Raw genomic sequence first — 14,069 nt, 5'->3', positions numbered from 1 at the left:
GGTATTTGAAGATCATGATCATACATGGTCTATGTAAAAAGAGGATTAGCCTATGCCGGATTTTAGTAATTTAAGCGGAATAAGTTCTGCAGCATATACAGATTATGCAGCCAAAAACCAGTATTCCAATGATGTTCAGAAAGTAGTTTCGAATGCTCCAAAGTCAGAGACGGAGAAGGAACTCATGGAAGCCTGCAAGCAGTTTGAAGCATATTTTCTGGAGCAGGTATTTAAAGAAATGACCAAAACTGTCGATGCTTTTAAGTCAGACGACAGTCAGATGAGCGATGCTCTGTCCATGACATCTTCCAACTCTCTGGTGGACTATTTTAAGGACCTTACGATTCAGGATATAGCAACTACTTCGGTAGATACTCAGAGTAACGGTCTTGCCCAGATGCTGTATGAGAATATGAAGAGAACATATGGAATTGGTGATGATGCTTCAAAAAATATTCCGGCAGATGCATCAAGAGCTCAGGTTATGTCTACAGTTTCTTCGCTTCAGGAAGAAACGTCTGAGAGTACAGATAAGACTTCTGATACGGAAGCTGATGAAAAAGAAGTTCCAAGAATCGGGGAATAGAGGTACAGGGATGTACTTTACATATATTAGTAGTTGATAATAAAAGGGGAGGAAATACATTATAATGATTATATGCCCTGCCGCTTGCGGCAGGGTATTTTTCGGGGCATAATTAGACGTATGGAAAAGATTAAGGGATATATAGAACATTTTGTTTATAGAAATGAAGATAACGGATACGGCGTTGCAACCGTAATATCAGATGGGGATGAGATCACCTGTGTGGGAACCTTTCGTGATGCTGATGTTGGAGACACTCTCGAGATAGAAGGAGAGCTTGTTCAGCATCCTATGTATGGTGACCAGATCAGGGTCTTAAGGTATACGATCATAGAGCCGGAAGACGCCCAGGCAATGGAGAGATACCTTGCAAGCGGAGCTATCAAAGGAGTCGGAGCAGCACTCGCTGCGCGTATCATCAAGAAATTCGGCGAAGATACTTTTCGCATAATAGAAATGGAGCCTGAACGCCTTGCGGAGATCAGAGGCATCAGCGAGAGAAAAGCTATCGAGATAGCAACTCAGATGAGCGAAAAGCGTGAAGCAAGAGATGTTATGATATTCCTTCAAAGGTACGGAATATCGGACACTATGGCTGTTAAGATCTATAACACTTATGGCGGCAGTGTCTATACAGTCATGCAGCAAAATCCCTACAAGCTTGCCGAAGATATAGGTGGTATCGGATTCAAGACCGCAGATGAGATCGCGGCGAGGATCGGATTTGCAGTTGATTCGGACTTTCGTATCAGAAGCGGAATATTATATGTCCTTCAGGAAGGTGCTCAGGAAGGCAATACATATCTTCCAAGGACAACTCTTCTAAAAAGGACTGCATCACTGCTTAGAGTAGATGAAGATATGATAATCCCTCAGATTGATTATCTTGCAATGGATAGAAGGATAGTCATAAGAGATGAGGACAAAGTATACAGTTCACAGCTTTATGGAGAAGAGAGAGCATGTGCGCTCAGACTTCATGACCTTAATATCCATCTTGATGTAGATGAGAACTCAGCAACGGTTAAGGCTCAGCTTGACAGGATACATCTTATTGAGAAGAAAAAGAATATTGAACTTGATGACCTTCAAAGAGAAGCGATACTTAAGAGTGCCTCCAACGGAATACTTCTTTTGACCGGAGGCCCGGGTACAGGTAAGACGACAACTATCAATACCATAATCAGTTATTTTGAAGAAGAGGGACTTGATATACAGCTTGCTGCGCCCACAGGCAGAGCTGCTAAGCGTATGACCGAAGCAACAGGATATGAAGCAAGGACCATTCACAGACTCCTGGAGATATCAGGCGGTGTCAGCGATGATGATGCAGTGAGACAGACTGCAAGATTTAACCGTGACCAGGACAATCCCCTTGAAGCGGATGTCATCATAATAGATGAGATGTCCATGGTAGATATCCATCTGTTTCATGCCTTGTTAAAAGCAGTGATCCCCGGAATGCACCTTATATTTGTAGGTGACTCAAGCCAGCTCCCAAGCGTAGGCCCCGGGCAGATCCTTCATGATCTTATCTCTTGCGGCAAGTTTGCTACAGTAGTACTCAATCATATCTTCAGACAGGCCAAGGAAAGTGATATAGTCATGAATGCTCACTATATCAACCAGGGACAGATGCCGGGACTTTCCAATAAGAGCAAGGATTTCTTTTTCCTTGAAAGAAGTGATTATAACATCATCTACAAACATATGATAATGCTCATAAGAGACAAGCTCCCCGGATATGTAGATGCAGATCCTTTCGATATTCAGGTTCTGACTCCTATGAAAAAAGGAGCTTTGGGATGTGAAACTTTAAATGGCATATTACAGCAGTACTTAAATCCGGCAGACCCGTCCAAGACTGAATACATGCATGGTGACAGGATATTCAGAGTGGGCGACAAGGTCATGCAGATCCATAACAATTATCAGGCGGAATGGGAGATCATCGGTAAATACAATATAGCGATAGATTCCGGAACCGGAATATTCAACGGAGATATGGGACGCATAGTCAGTATAACTCCGGTTTCCTCAAGTCTTGTAGTTGAGTTTGATGAAAAAAGAAGAGTTACCTATTCTTTCAGTAATCTCGATGAACTGGAACTTGCATATGCTGTAACCATACATAAGTCGCAGGGTTCAGAGTATCCTGCTATTGTGATCCCTCTTCTGGGAGGCCCCAGAATGCTTATGAACAGGAATCTTTTGTATACAGCTGTTACAAGAGCAAGGAAATGTGTAATGATCCTTGGAAGCAGTGATGCCATCAGACAGATGGTCGAGAATGAAGATCAGCTTGTACGATTTACGGGATTGCAGGATCAGATCAATGAGGTGATGTCCTATGAAGAGCAATAATACAATAAATAGGACAAATAATAACCCTGCAAATAGGACAAACAGTAACCCTGCAAATAAGGCAATCATAAAACCTGCTGATAGAGCATCCGCCAACTTGTCAAATCGCATATCTGGTGGAAGATTTTCAAAGAAAATATTGACTCAAAAGGCATATGGCTTTTTTGACAAAGTAGTTACGATTCTCTACCCAAGGCATTGTCCTTTCTGCGACAGGATAGTCCCATATGGAAGCATGGCTCACGAACAGTGCAGGCGCAAGGCTGAATATGCAGATAGTTATGAGACATGCATAAAGTGTGGAAAGCCCCTTTTGTATGGTCATGCAGAATATTGCAGAGACTGTCTTAAAGGCGGTCATGTATTTGACTATGGCATGTCTTTATATAATTATCGTACAGTATCAGGATCAATCTATAGGTTTAAATATGATGGCAGGCAGGAATATGCTGACTTCTATGCGGGAGAGATAGAAAGACATCTTGGCTCAAAGATAAGAGCACTTAAGCCTGACGCACTTATTCCTGTACCGATGTACAAAGGCAAGAAGAATAAAAGGGGTTATAATCAGGCGGAAGTTCTTGCTAAAGCAATCGGAAGAAAAATGAATATTCCGGTCAGATGCGATATCATCGAAAGAGTCCGTGATACGACTCCAATGAAGGAACTATCGGCAAGTGAGCGCCACGTGAATTTGAAAAAAGCTTTTAATATAGTGCAAAATGATGTAAAATTAAAGAATATTATAATAATTGACGATATCTATACGACGGGTTCAACAGTTGACCATATGACTTGGCAACTGAAAAAGGGACCGGCATCGTCTGTTTATGTGCTGACACTAGCAATAGGTCAGACGGCATAATAGGACAGCAACAGTGTACAACAACCGTAGGTCAAGCAATCAACAAGGAGGCTGCTTATGAATTTACGTAACTGTTCAAGATGTGGTAAGATGTTCAATTATGTGGCAGGACCACCAATTTGTGATGCCTGCAAAAAGGCTCTGGAAGATGATTTCCAGAAGGTTAAGCAGTACGTTCAGGACAATCCGAACGCATCTTTAAAACAGATTGCGGAGGACAATGAAGTAAAGCTTAATCAGATCAAGGAATGGATCCGTGAAGAAAGACTCATGTTCTCAAAGGATTCGCCTATCCAGTTAACATGTGAGAGTTGTGGTGCTCCTATTCAGACAGGACGTTTGTGCCAGAATTGTAAAGGCAAGATGGCCAACAATCTGACTGATGCATTCCGTAAGGAAGCACCTAAGATTCAGATGCCTGCGAAGAAGGATGATAAGGGAGGTATGCGCTTCCTGCGTCCTTAATACGGAGGATATATGGGAGATTAGAATTGTCCTTGGATGATTCTGGCTCTCGGCTCAGACAATCGAGCCTGAAGGGTTATTAAATATGGTTCAGGAAGAAAAAGTCATTCTTATGACTAGAATGGCTGCTTTTACAGCGCGTGAAGGTTCAAACGACAACAGAATAAACGGTTATTTTAGAAGTGATTATATTGGCCTTGAAATAGTAAAATCCGCGATCAGTGCCACAATTTCATTTGTGATACTGTTCGCGGTATACGCTGTGTCTGCTTTTGAATCACTTCTTGAAGATATGTACAGTATCAATCTGGTGGCGTTTGGACAGAAAGTTTTAACTTATTATCTGATCTGGTTGATCGGATATTGTGTGGTATCATACATCTTTTTTTCCAGACGTTATTCTAAAATGCGTAAAAGAATGAAAAAGCATTACAATAATCTCAGAAGGCTGAGAAAAATGTATGAAAAGGAATAAAAGATATTATGGCTACCTTACTGGAATTAAAACAGATACTTAAGTCTTACTATGTCAAATTTGAATTTTATATTACGCTTGTTTGGAAGTTTTTCCTTACACTTATCACTTTGAATGTTATTAATTCAAAGATAGGCTGTCAGGAAGCCCTTACAAGTCCTCTTATTGTACTCATGTGTTCACTTCTGTGTGCTATTCTGCCACAGACTTTCATCATTATACTTTCGGGTTTGTTCATAATGGCTCATCTTTGGGCTTTATCTATGGAGACAGCAGTTATAGCTCTTGCTGTTTTTATGGTTATGTATCTTCTGTACTATCGTTTTTCACCGAATGATTCTACAGTACTTATTTTGACAGCACTTTGTTTCTCGCTGCATATTCCTTATGTTATGCCACTTGCAGTTGGACTTCTGGGTTCTGCCCATGCTGTAGTGTCTGTCATATTTGGTGTAGTTGTCTATTATTATCTGAACTATATCTCTGATAACACCAGCATATTCATGTCGGGAGCATCTGATGACGATTCTTCTGCAGCTGTTATTGCAAGAGTTCAGTCTATAGTAGACGGAGTATTTGCAAGCAAAGTCATGATCAGTGTCATAGTGGTGTTCGCTATTACAACTTTGATCGTATATATAATAAGACGCCTGTCTATCAAGCATTCATGGGATGTTGCAATCGTAGCAGGAACCATCACACTTATGATCGGTATGCTTGTTGCCAATGTTGCAGGTGATGCAGGATTTTCAGTGATCGGTGTGATCTTTGGTTCTGTTCTTGCAGGACTTGCCATGAAGGTACTTGAATTCTTTGCATTTAACCTTGATTACAAGCGTATTGAGAATGTTCAGTTTGAAGATGATGAGTATTATTACTATGTCAAGGCTGTTCCGAAGGTAGCTGTAGCAACACCTGACCGTAAGGTCAAGCAGATCAACAGAGCTACAACTCCTCATACAGAAGAAAGAACAGAACGCGTAGAAAGAAATACTACAAGGAGCCAGTCTCAGCAAAGACCCGGCTCAGCAGCAGGAAACGCAGCTTCTCATGTTCAGAGGAGCAGAAATGCTGGCAGTGCTTCAGGAAGAAGTCAGCAGCAGTCAAGATCAAGAGTAGCTAATAACCATGCGGCAGGTAACCGTCAGTCACGTAATAGTCAAGGAGCAAGTAGCCTAAGGAGTAACAGATCCGAATAATTCTTGCAGCCAGGCAATTGAGGTAAGAAATGGATACGCTTCAGTCATTACTGGATACAAATTTTACAAATTTTCATATGCCGGATATCAGAGGGACGGATATTGTTGAGATTCTGATAATTGCCTTTCTTGTATATCATATGCTGGTCTGGATGCGTAATACCAGAATATGGTCACTGATGAAGGGCATCGTTGTCATAGTAATCTTTATCATCATTGCCGCTCTCTTTAATATGAATACAATTCTGTGGATAGTACAGAATGTCCTTAGTATTGCGGTTATAGCTGTAGTAGTAGTTCTCCAGCCTGAGCTTAGAAGAGCGCTGGAACAGCTGGGACGAAAGAATTTCCTTTCCGGGATATTCCCCTTTGACATAAGCGGAGGTGAAGGTCGATTCTCAGACAGGACTATTGATGAGATAGCAAGAGCCTGTGTTGAGATGGCCAAAGTCAGAACCGGTGCACTTATAGTCATCGAACAGGAGCACTCTCTTGCAGAGTATGAACAGACCGGAATTGAGGTTGATGCTATAGTTACAAGTCAGCTTCTTATCAATATATTTGAGCATAATACACCACTTCATGATGGCGCGGTAATAGTAAGAGGCAACAGGATCACAGCCGCAACCTGCTATCTTCCGCTTTCGGACAACATGAATATAGGTAAAGAGCTCGGAACAAGGCACAGAGCCGGTGTTGGTGTTTCAGAAGTAACTGATTCACTTACCATAATCGTTTCAGAAGAAACAGGTAAGATATCGGTTGCTTATGGCGGAGTTCTTGATAGATCCCTTGATTCTGAGAAGCTTAAGGACAGACTTAGGAAGATTCAGAATAAGACTGAAGAGGAACATAAACACAGACCTGTTTTCAGAGGGAGGGCCAAGGCAGAATGAAATTCTTAAGAGGACTTTGCTCTAACTGGGGACTTAAGATTGCATCAGTTCTCTTTGCGGCAGTTATGTGGTTCCTTGTTACCAATATAAATGATCCTGTTTCGACAGAGAGATTCAACAACATATCTGTCACTTTCAGGAATACAAGTGTGATCACAGATGCTGGTGAAGTGTACGAGGTACTTGATAATTCTGATGTTATCAGTTCTGTTACAGTAAGGGCACCTAGATCGGTTATTGAGAATTTTTCTAAAGATAATATTGTTGCGGTAGCTGATTTTGAGAAGATGACAGATGATAGTACTGTACCGATCGAGATCACTATAACCAAGGATTCGGGCAAGATCGACTCTGTTATACCAAGCAGCTCTGAAGTAGCGTTGTCTATCGAGAATCTTGCAACAAGTACTCTTGCACTGGGAGCTACAACTTCCGGAACAGTCAGCGATGGCTATATTGTAAGCTCTGTATCTACAGATCAGAACCAGGTACGTATAAGCGGACCACAGTCTGTAATAGACAGAGTAGATAAGGCTTCTGTTGATGTTGATGTTACGGGATTTACTTCCAATATCGGAACAGATGTAGCTATAAAGCTGTATGATGCAGACGGCAATGTGATAAACGATTCTGCTATATCAATGAATATCACAGCTGTCAGAGTTAATGTTACTATCCTTGCGGTCAAGACTGTACCTATCAATTATCATACGATAGGAGAACCTGCAGATGGATTCATGCTCACAGGTGATATAACAAGTACGCCTGAGACGGTTGTTATAGCCGGTAAGTCATCAGTTCTTTCTGATGTTAACAGTATTACTGTTACGGATGCACTTGATGTAACGGGTCTTACTTCTGATCTTCAGACGACTGTTAATATAGCGGATTACCTGCCAAGCGGAATATCACTGGGTGATTCGGATTTCAACGGAATATGTACAGTTGTAGTTGATATAATTCCGCAGTCCAAGAGGACAGTCACTATTGATGCCGGAAGCGTAACGTATGATAATGTTCCCGAGAATTATAAGATTGTTCTTGGTAACGGGTCAGATGATGCAAGCTTCACAGTTGAGATTGAAGGTCTTGATGAGACAATCAGTAATGTATCAGCTGCTGATCTTAATGCTACTATAGATCTAAGTCAGCTTACGGCAGGGCTTTCTGAAGGTGAGAGCCTTGAATCCGGCACATATACAGTCACAGTTAGCTTTACACCACCCGATGGTGTAGAGATAGATGGAACAGTTCGTGTTACTATCACAGCAACTGCTCCGCAGCAGAAAGAAGACAAAGAAGATAATTAGTATTGATGGAGGTTTTTGGTTTTTATGGTAAGTCAGAAGGTAGTCATTAAGAATCCTACCGGGCTACACTTACGTCCAGCAGGCATTCTTTGCAAAGTGGCTATGAGATATAAATCACTGATCACTTTTCAGGTTAGAGAGAATACTGCTAATGCAAAAAGTGTATTAAGTGTACTCGGCGCAGGTGTTAAATGCGGTGATGAAATAGAATTCACATGTCAGGGAAGCGATGAAGAGGAAGCTCTTGCCGGCATGGTACAGGCTGTAGAAGACGGCCTTGGTGAAAAATAAAGATCAGGAAGGTATAGGATTTTGAAAAAGATAATTGTTACAGGATGTAATGGTCAGCTTGGAAGACAGATAGGCAAAGAGATCGGAGATGAATTCGAACTTGTAAATACAGATGTATGTGAAGGCGACGGTATCCGCAGCCTTGATATCACTAATGTTGACAGTGTTATAGCACTTGCAAGAGAAGTTAAACCATATGCTATAGTCAACTGCGCAGCTTATACAGCAGTAGATGCTCAGGAGAAAGACTGGGATCTGTCCTATAAGATCAATGCAATAGGTCCTAGAAACCTTGCAATAGCAGCTACCGAGACAGGTGCTAAGCTTGTCCATATCTCTACAGATTATGTTTTTGCAGGCAACGGAACAAGACCTTATACAGAGTTTGACCAGACAGGCCCTGTTAGTGCATATGGAACTACCAAGCTTGCCGGAGAGAAATTTGTAGAGCAGTTCGCAGAGCATTTTTTTACTATCAGAACAGCTTGGCTTTATGGCGATGGCAAGAACTTTGTCAAGACTATGCTCAGACTTTCTGAAAATCATGATGAAGTATCAGTTGTAGATGATCAGGTAGGAAGTCCTACAAGTACTGTAGAGCTTGCCAAGGCTATTCACTATCTCCTTCCTACAGATAACTATGGTTTGTTCCACGGTACTTGCGAAGGATCCTGTAGCTGGGCTGACTTTACAGATGAGATATTCCGTCTTGCAGGTAAGAATACCAAAGTTAATCATGTATCAACAAGCAAGTACATGGAGATGAATCCAAACTCAGCTCCTCGTCCTGCGTATTCAATACTTGAGAACTATATGTTCAAGCTTACAAGCGATTTTATGTTTGCAGACTGGCATGATGCTATTGCAGAGTATATTAAGAATATCTGATAACAACATAGAAGCATATCCATGAACATGATGACATGACGAAGTGCATGTACTTATCAAAATAAATATTTTAGAAAGAAATATATGGCGAATTTTTTTTACGAGCTTTTTAGTAACGAAATTGTAATGTGCCCAGTAAGTGCTTGGGTTACAGCACAGCTCCTCAAAACACTTATTTATACCATCACATACAAAGAATTCAATAAAGAAAGATTGCTTGGAGATGGTGGTATGCCAAGTTCACATTCAGCAACTGTAATGAGCCTTGTAACCATCGTAGGTTTTACCTATGGCGTATCCGGATATGAATTTGCTCTGGCCGGTATACTAGCTCTTATTACAATGCATGATGCCATGGGAGTAAGACGTGAGACCGGAAAACAGGCAGTCGTTATCAAGAATCTTGCAGAGCTCTTCGAAGAGATGGGCAAGGACATACCTGATGATGAGAAGCTTAAGGTCTTCGTAGGACATACTCCGCTTCAGGTTATAATGGGAGCAATCCTTGGTGTCATTGTTGGATGCGTATTCTATGGCATAATAGGATGAGTTTTAAAATGGTGGAGGAACTTAGATCAGATGTTGATCACAGCTATTAACTGGCTTTATGTGATTTTTACAACTTATTTTGCGGGATATGGTTTTCACCATTTGATGACCGGCATTTCTTTTCTGCAACATTCTGTGCCGCAGAGAAGGAATGCCGCTTTGCGTACAGCACCCTATGAAGTGAAGTTTCGTGAGAACTATCTGATAACAGGTATAGTACTTGTATCTATTTATTCCCAGTTTGTAAGTATATGGCATGGAGTAGGATGTGCCGCTAATATCATACTTTTTGTAATGTCCCTGGTAGTGTGTGTATATGCCATTCGGGAGATGTTCTATAAGATACTTTCATACGGTCTTGGAAGAAACATCAGTATGAACCAGATAATTATCTATATTGTGATCTTTCTGATCGTAGCCTACTGTACTTCTCATGGAATAGAGCATTATGATACAGGCTTGTATCATGCTCAGGCTATACACTGGAATGAAGCATATGGTGCAGTAAAAGGTCTTGGTAACTTCAACCAAAGACTTGCCTATAACAGTGCAGTGTACCCCTTGTCTGCATTATATAGCTTTGCATGGGCAGGTGGAGTGTCTATGCATACAATGGCAGGATACTTCGTGCTCCTTTTGTCATGGAAGTGCGTAGATATAATACAGGTTAAAAGAAGAGGTTATTTTACACTTCCGGATGCTGTAAGACTTATAGCTATCTACTATATATTCACAATACTTGATGAGATAGTATCACCTGCATCGGACTATTTTGTCATGTGTATGGTACTGTATATACTCATATCTTGGCTTGATCTTGACAGAGACAGAGAGAAGAGATTCTATCCATATGCCATGTTATGTATACTTGTAGTATATGCAGTTACTTTGAAACTGTCAGCAGCGCCTCTTTTGTTACTTGCAATAAAGCCTATATGGAAGATCATGCATGCAAAGCTTATCAGTAGACCCAAGGCAATCTGGTATTTTATAGGGCTTGGACTTTTTGTGGCTATACCTTTTTTTATCAGAAATATGATCATATCAGGCTGGCTGGTATATCCTGTTACAGCTATTGATCTGTTTAGCTTTGCCTGGAAGATTCCAAAGGGAACAGCGCAGTATGATGCTCATGAGATAGCTGTCTACGGACGAGGATATACGGATGCCGGACTTTATAACATCAGCATTTGGGACTGGTTCCCAGGCTGGTTTAAAGCCCTTTCTGCTTTTAACAAGGCTATGCTTATAGCAGACGCTGTATTTCTGGCCGGACTTCTTGTATTCGCTGCCATCTACCTGGTCATGCAGATAAGAAGTGGAGGGATCACTTTTGAATTCTCTTTTAGAAAGAGCAATGGAAAAAGAAGGAGAAGAAAAGGTCAAAAGCTAGGTAATAAATCCGGTATCAAGCCTTTTAAAAAGGGGAAGAAGAGCCTTTTTGACAATGCCGGAAAAGTTGTCCTTATGGCAAGGCACAGAACAGTCTCGTTTAAAGATTTTATATTTATAGATACTATCGCTTATGTCGCACTTGCATTTTTTATACTCTCATCTCCGCTTGTAAGATACGGAGCGCTGTACATATGGCTTCCAGCTGTACTTATGACAGGTAAGCTTGTTACACTTTTGTTCTATCAAAGAGGTGCAGAGAAAAGGCTTATGCCGGTGGTCATCGCCTTTATAGCTGTATTTATAGGTTATAAATCCATACGACTTGTGATGTATGAGATTCCAAGATTTAAGCCATACTACCTGCTAACACAGCAGGACTATATGACCTATGAACTTGAGTCTTACGAGATAGATGGATACACCTTCTATTATCCTGTAACAGGTGATCAGACAGGTTATGCGCCCTTCCCTTCAGCTCCCACCAGAGCAGATGTCAAGCTCATGGGAGATGATATAAAGGACGGCTTTTTGAGAAATAAGTGATCACAGCTGTGACCAGAGCTTGCGATAGTTGTGAGGTGTTGTACCTTCTATTTTTCTAAAGATTCTTGAGAAGTAGTTGGAATCACCAATCCCGACAGCAGATGCTATATCATCAATGGGCATCTCTGTGAATCTTAGAAGGTGCTTGGCTCTGGTGATCCTAAGCTCAAGTATATAACCCGTTATAGTAGAACCATACTGCTCTTTGAAGATCCTAGTCAGATAATATTTGTTTATATAGAATCTTGCAGACAGATCATCAAGAGTCAGCTTTTGCACATAATTGGTCTCCAGGTATGCTTTGATATCCTGGAGGCTTTTCTTTTTGCCTGCAGTATTCTCCGGCATGTTCTCAGGGTTCCAACTCTCTTCCATAAGAAGAGTAAGGAGCTTTGTGAGCTGTTCGTATATCTTCATGTCTCTTAGATAATCGTCAGATGATGCAATCCCGTATATATTGTCGATAAGGTCAAGATAGTGCTTGGGATTATCTGCATGGAATAAAGGAGCGCCGCCACGTTCTATGTACTTTTGGTATATATTCTCCATATTGGTTCCCTGAAAGTGGACCCAGTCAAGCTTCCACAACTCTTTGGAAGTTGTGTGGGAATATGGCTTACGACAATCTATAAAGACACAGTCGCCTGCGCTTAGAGCATAAGTCTTACCTTCATAAGAAAGCGACCCGGAGCCCGATTCTATCAGGAAAAAAAGATATGAACCAAGTCCCTGACGGCTGCTTGTATGCTGCCTAGTAGCCTGAAGAGACCCAACTTCCTGAAGGTGGATAAGGGAAGACTTGGCAAATTGGGAAGGAGTATACAATATCCTGTTGGAAGCAACCAGGTTGCCGTGAAATAAATAATTCTCCATAAAAGACCTCGAATCGGAATATATCGCTATCTTTGGTGTATCAGTATCTATTCAAATTATAAGCATGTAAAATAGTCAGGTCAATATAATGCTATTTTTGGTCAACTTAGTGTCTTCGCAAATGTAAATAATAGTTATATAATGCCTACAGTAAAGGGATTGATATGTAAGTCAATCGTATCCTTAGTTATAGTCGATTAATGTTTTTTCACAAAGAAAGGAATTATATATGGCAAAGAAAGCACTTATCACAGGAGTAACAGGTCAGGATGGTTCTTATCTTGCAGAGCTTCTTCTTTCAAAGGGATATGAAGTTCATGGCATGATCCGTCGTTCATCAGTAGATTATAGAGAGCGTATCTCACATCTTGAAGGCGAGAGGAACTTCCATCTTCACTATGGCGATCTTGGAGATTCTATGAGCCTTATCAAGATCATCGGATCAGTTCGTCCTGATGAGATCTATAACCTTGCTGCACAGTCACATGTTCAGGTCAGCTTCGATGTTCCTGAATATACAGCTGATGTTGTAGCTACAGGAGTTCTGCGTGTACTTGAAGCAGTAAGGATCTGCGGACTTGCAGAGACTTGCCGTATATATCAGGCTTCTACATCAGAGCTTTATGGTAAGGTTGAAGAAGTTCCTCAGAATGAGAAGACTCCTTTCCACCCTTACAGCCCATATGCTGTCGCTAAGCAGTATGGTTTCTGGATCGTCAAAGAGTATCGTGATGCTTATAACATGTTCGCATGTAATGGTATCCTCTTCAATCACGAGTCAGAGAGAAGAGGAGAGACTTTCGTAACACGTAAGATCACTCTTGCTGCTGCAAGAATAGCTCAGGGCAAGCAGGACAAGCTTCTTCTTGGTAACCTGTCTTCACTTCGTGACTGGGGTTATGCAAGAGATTATGTTGAGTGCATGTGGCTCATCCTTCAGAATGAGAAGCCGGACGATTTCGTAATCGCTACAGGTGTACAGCACAGCGTACGTGAGTTCTGCCAGCTTGCATTCCACTATGCAGGTATCGAGCTTGAGTTCAAGGGCGAAGGCATGGATGAGAAGGGTATCGATAAGGCTACAGGAAAGGTACTTGTAGAAGTAAGCCCTGATTTCTACAGACCTACAGACGTTGTTAACCTTTGGGGAGATCCTACTAAGGCTAAGACAGAGCTTAACTGGAATCCTACAAAGACATCTTTCGAAGAACTCGTACATATCATGGTAGAATCTGATATGAGAAAAGTTGCAGTAGAAAGATCTGAAGAGAATATCAAATTCAATCTTGAAGAGTACCTTGAGAAGGGTCTTGTAAAATAAAAACTGATCATCAAGGAGACTGTGGTCTTAGGGTCATGGTCTCCCGTTT

The 14,069-nt window shown here is 41.3% G+C and carries 14 protein-coding genes; 13 read left to right on the top strand and 1 reads right to left on the bottom strand.

Annotated elements, in window-relative coordinates:
- The first annotated feature begins 52 nt into the window (after positions 1 to 52).
- From I7804_RS01305 to I7804_RS01250, 12 genes are all read left to right on the top strand, one after another.
- Complete coding sequence (locus tag I7804_RS01305; RefSeq protein WP_248404551.1) at positions 53 to 586, top strand: hypothetical protein; 534 nt, start codon at positions 53 to 55, stop codon at positions 584 to 586.
- Positions 587 to 706: 120 nt separating this feature from the next.
- A complete protein-coding gene (locus I7804_RS01300; protein ID WP_110072571.1) occupies positions 707 to 2,950 on the top strand; it encodes an ATP-dependent RecD-like DNA helicase in 2,244 nt (747 codons plus the stop codon).
- A gap of 97 nt (positions 2,951 to 3,047) precedes the next feature.
- Positions 3,048 to 3,815, top strand: a complete 768-nt coding sequence (locus I7804_RS01295; protein WP_143057189.1) for a ComF family protein — start codon at positions 3,048 to 3,050, stop codon at positions 3,813 to 3,815.
- 57 nt (positions 3,816 to 3,872) lie between these two features.
- A complete protein-coding gene (locus tag I7804_RS01290; protein ID WP_022753739.1) occupies positions 3,873 to 4,280 on the top strand; it encodes a flagellar protein in 408 nt (135 codons plus the stop codon).
- Positions 4,281 to 4,365: 85 nt separating this feature from the next.
- The gene (locus tag I7804_RS01285) at positions 4,366 to 4,755 is read left to right on the top strand and encodes a hypothetical protein (RefSeq protein ID WP_022753740.1); all 390 of its coding nucleotides are present in this window, start codon (positions 4,366 to 4,368) and stop codon (positions 4,753 to 4,755) included.
- An 8-nt stretch (positions 4,756 to 4,763) separates the two neighbouring features.
- A complete protein-coding gene (locus I7804_RS01280; RefSeq protein WP_248404550.1) occupies positions 4,764 to 5,954 on the top strand; it encodes a hypothetical protein in 1,191 nt (396 codons plus the stop codon).
- 77 nt (positions 5,955 to 6,031) lie between these two features.
- Entirely contained in the window at positions 6,032 to 6,850 is an 819-nt protein-coding gene (cdaA, locus tag I7804_RS01275; RefSeq protein WP_330387516.1) for a diadenylate cyclase CdaA, read from the top strand.
- A complete protein-coding gene (locus I7804_RS01270) occupies positions 6,847 to 8,160 on the top strand; it encodes a YbbR-like domain-containing protein (RefSeq protein ID WP_022756411.1) in 1,314 nt (437 codons plus the stop codon). The genes cdaA and I7804_RS01270 overlap by 4 nt, the downstream gene beginning before the upstream one ends.
- A gap of 24 nt (positions 8,161 to 8,184) precedes the next feature.
- Positions 8,185 to 8,451 carry an HPr family phosphocarrier protein gene (locus tag I7804_RS01265; protein WP_022753744.1) on the top strand — a complete coding sequence of 89 codons (267 nt, stop codon included), beginning with the start codon at positions 8,185 to 8,187 and terminating at the stop codon, positions 8,449 to 8,451.
- 21 nt (positions 8,452 to 8,472) lie between these two features.
- Positions 8,473 to 9,339 (top strand): dTDP-4-dehydrorhamnose reductase, encoded by an 867-nt coding sequence (gene rfbD, locus I7804_RS01260; RefSeq protein WP_022753745.1) that lies wholly within the window; start codon positions 8,473 to 8,475, stop codon positions 9,337 to 9,339.
- A gap of 84 nt (positions 9,340 to 9,423) precedes the next feature.
- Positions 9,424 to 9,888 carry a divergent PAP2 family protein gene (locus I7804_RS01255; protein WP_022753746.1) on the top strand — a complete coding sequence of 155 codons (465 nt, stop codon included), beginning with the start codon at positions 9,424 to 9,426 and terminating at the stop codon, positions 9,886 to 9,888.
- Between the two features lie 30 nt (positions 9,889 to 9,918).
- A complete protein-coding gene (locus tag I7804_RS01250; protein WP_420314856.1) occupies positions 9,919 to 11,826 on the top strand; it encodes an LIC_10190 family membrane protein in 1,908 nt (635 codons plus the stop codon).
- Here the strand turns inward: I7804_RS01250 and I7804_RS01245 are convergent, their stop codons facing one another.
- Positions 11,827 to 12,699 carry an AraC family transcriptional regulator gene (locus tag I7804_RS01245; protein ID WP_022753748.1) on the bottom strand — a complete coding sequence of 291 codons (873 nt, stop codon included), beginning with the start codon at positions 12,697 to 12,699 and terminating at the stop codon, positions 11,827 to 11,829.
- A 229-nt stretch (positions 12,700 to 12,928) separates the two neighbouring features.
- Between I7804_RS01245 and gmd the strand changes: the two genes are divergently transcribed.
- Positions 12,929 to 14,020, top strand: coding sequence for a GDP-mannose 4,6-dehydratase (gene gmd / locus I7804_RS01240; protein WP_022753749.1), 1,092 nt, complete (start codon positions 12,929 to 12,931; stop codon positions 14,018 to 14,020).
- Positions 14,021 to 14,069: the final 49 nt, after the last annotated feature.

The sequence above is a fragment of the Butyrivibrio fibrisolvens genome (assembly GCF_023206215.1).
GTDB classification, from domain to species: Bacteria; Bacillota; Clostridia; order Lachnospirales; family Lachnospiraceae; genus Butyrivibrio; species Butyrivibrio fibrisolvens_C.
The sequence above is the reverse complement of the archived record's forward strand: the minus strand, read 5'-3'. Positions and strand labels throughout refer to the sequence as shown.

Coding starts and splice junctions, on each gene's coding strand:
- cdaA (WP_330387516.1), top strand. CDS start 6,032: ATGCCGGATATCAGAGGGACGGATATTGTTGAGATTCTGATAATTGCC.
- I7804_RS01300 (WP_110072571.1), top strand. CDS start 707: ATGGAAAAGATTAAGGGATATATAGAACATTTTGTTTATAGAAATGAA.
- I7804_RS01265 (WP_022753744.1), top strand. CDS start 8,185: ATGGTAAGTCAGAAGGTAGTCATTAAGAATCCTACCGGGCTACACTTA.
- I7804_RS01270 (WP_022756411.1), top strand. CDS start 6,847: ATGAAATTCTTAAGAGGACTTTGCTCTAACTGGGGACTTAAGATTGCA.
- I7804_RS01280 (WP_248404550.1), top strand. CDS start 4,764: ATGGCTACCTTACTGGAATTAAAACAGATACTTAAGTCTTACTATGTC.
- I7804_RS01245 (WP_022753748.1), bottom strand. CDS start 12,699: ATGGAGAATTATTTATTTCACGGCAACCTGGTTGCTTCCAACAGGATA.
- gmd (WP_022753749.1), top strand. CDS start 12,929: ATGGCAAAGAAAGCACTTATCACAGGAGTAACAGGTCAGGATGGTTCT.
- I7804_RS01255 (WP_022753746.1), top strand. CDS start 9,424: ATGGCGAATTTTTTTTACGAGCTTTTTAGTAACGAAATTGTAATGTGC.
- I7804_RS01285 (WP_022753740.1), top strand. CDS start 4,366: ATGGTTCAGGAAGAAAAAGTCATTCTTATGACTAGAATGGCTGCTTTT.
- I7804_RS01250 (WP_420314856.1), top strand. CDS start 9,919: ATGTTGATCACAGCTATTAACTGGCTTTATGTGATTTTTACAACTTAT.
- I7804_RS01305 (WP_248404551.1), top strand. CDS start 53: ATGCCGGATTTTAGTAATTTAAGCGGAATAAGTTCTGCAGCATATACA.
- I7804_RS01290 (WP_022753739.1), top strand. CDS start 3,873: ATGAATTTACGTAACTGTTCAAGATGTGGTAAGATGTTCAATTATGTG.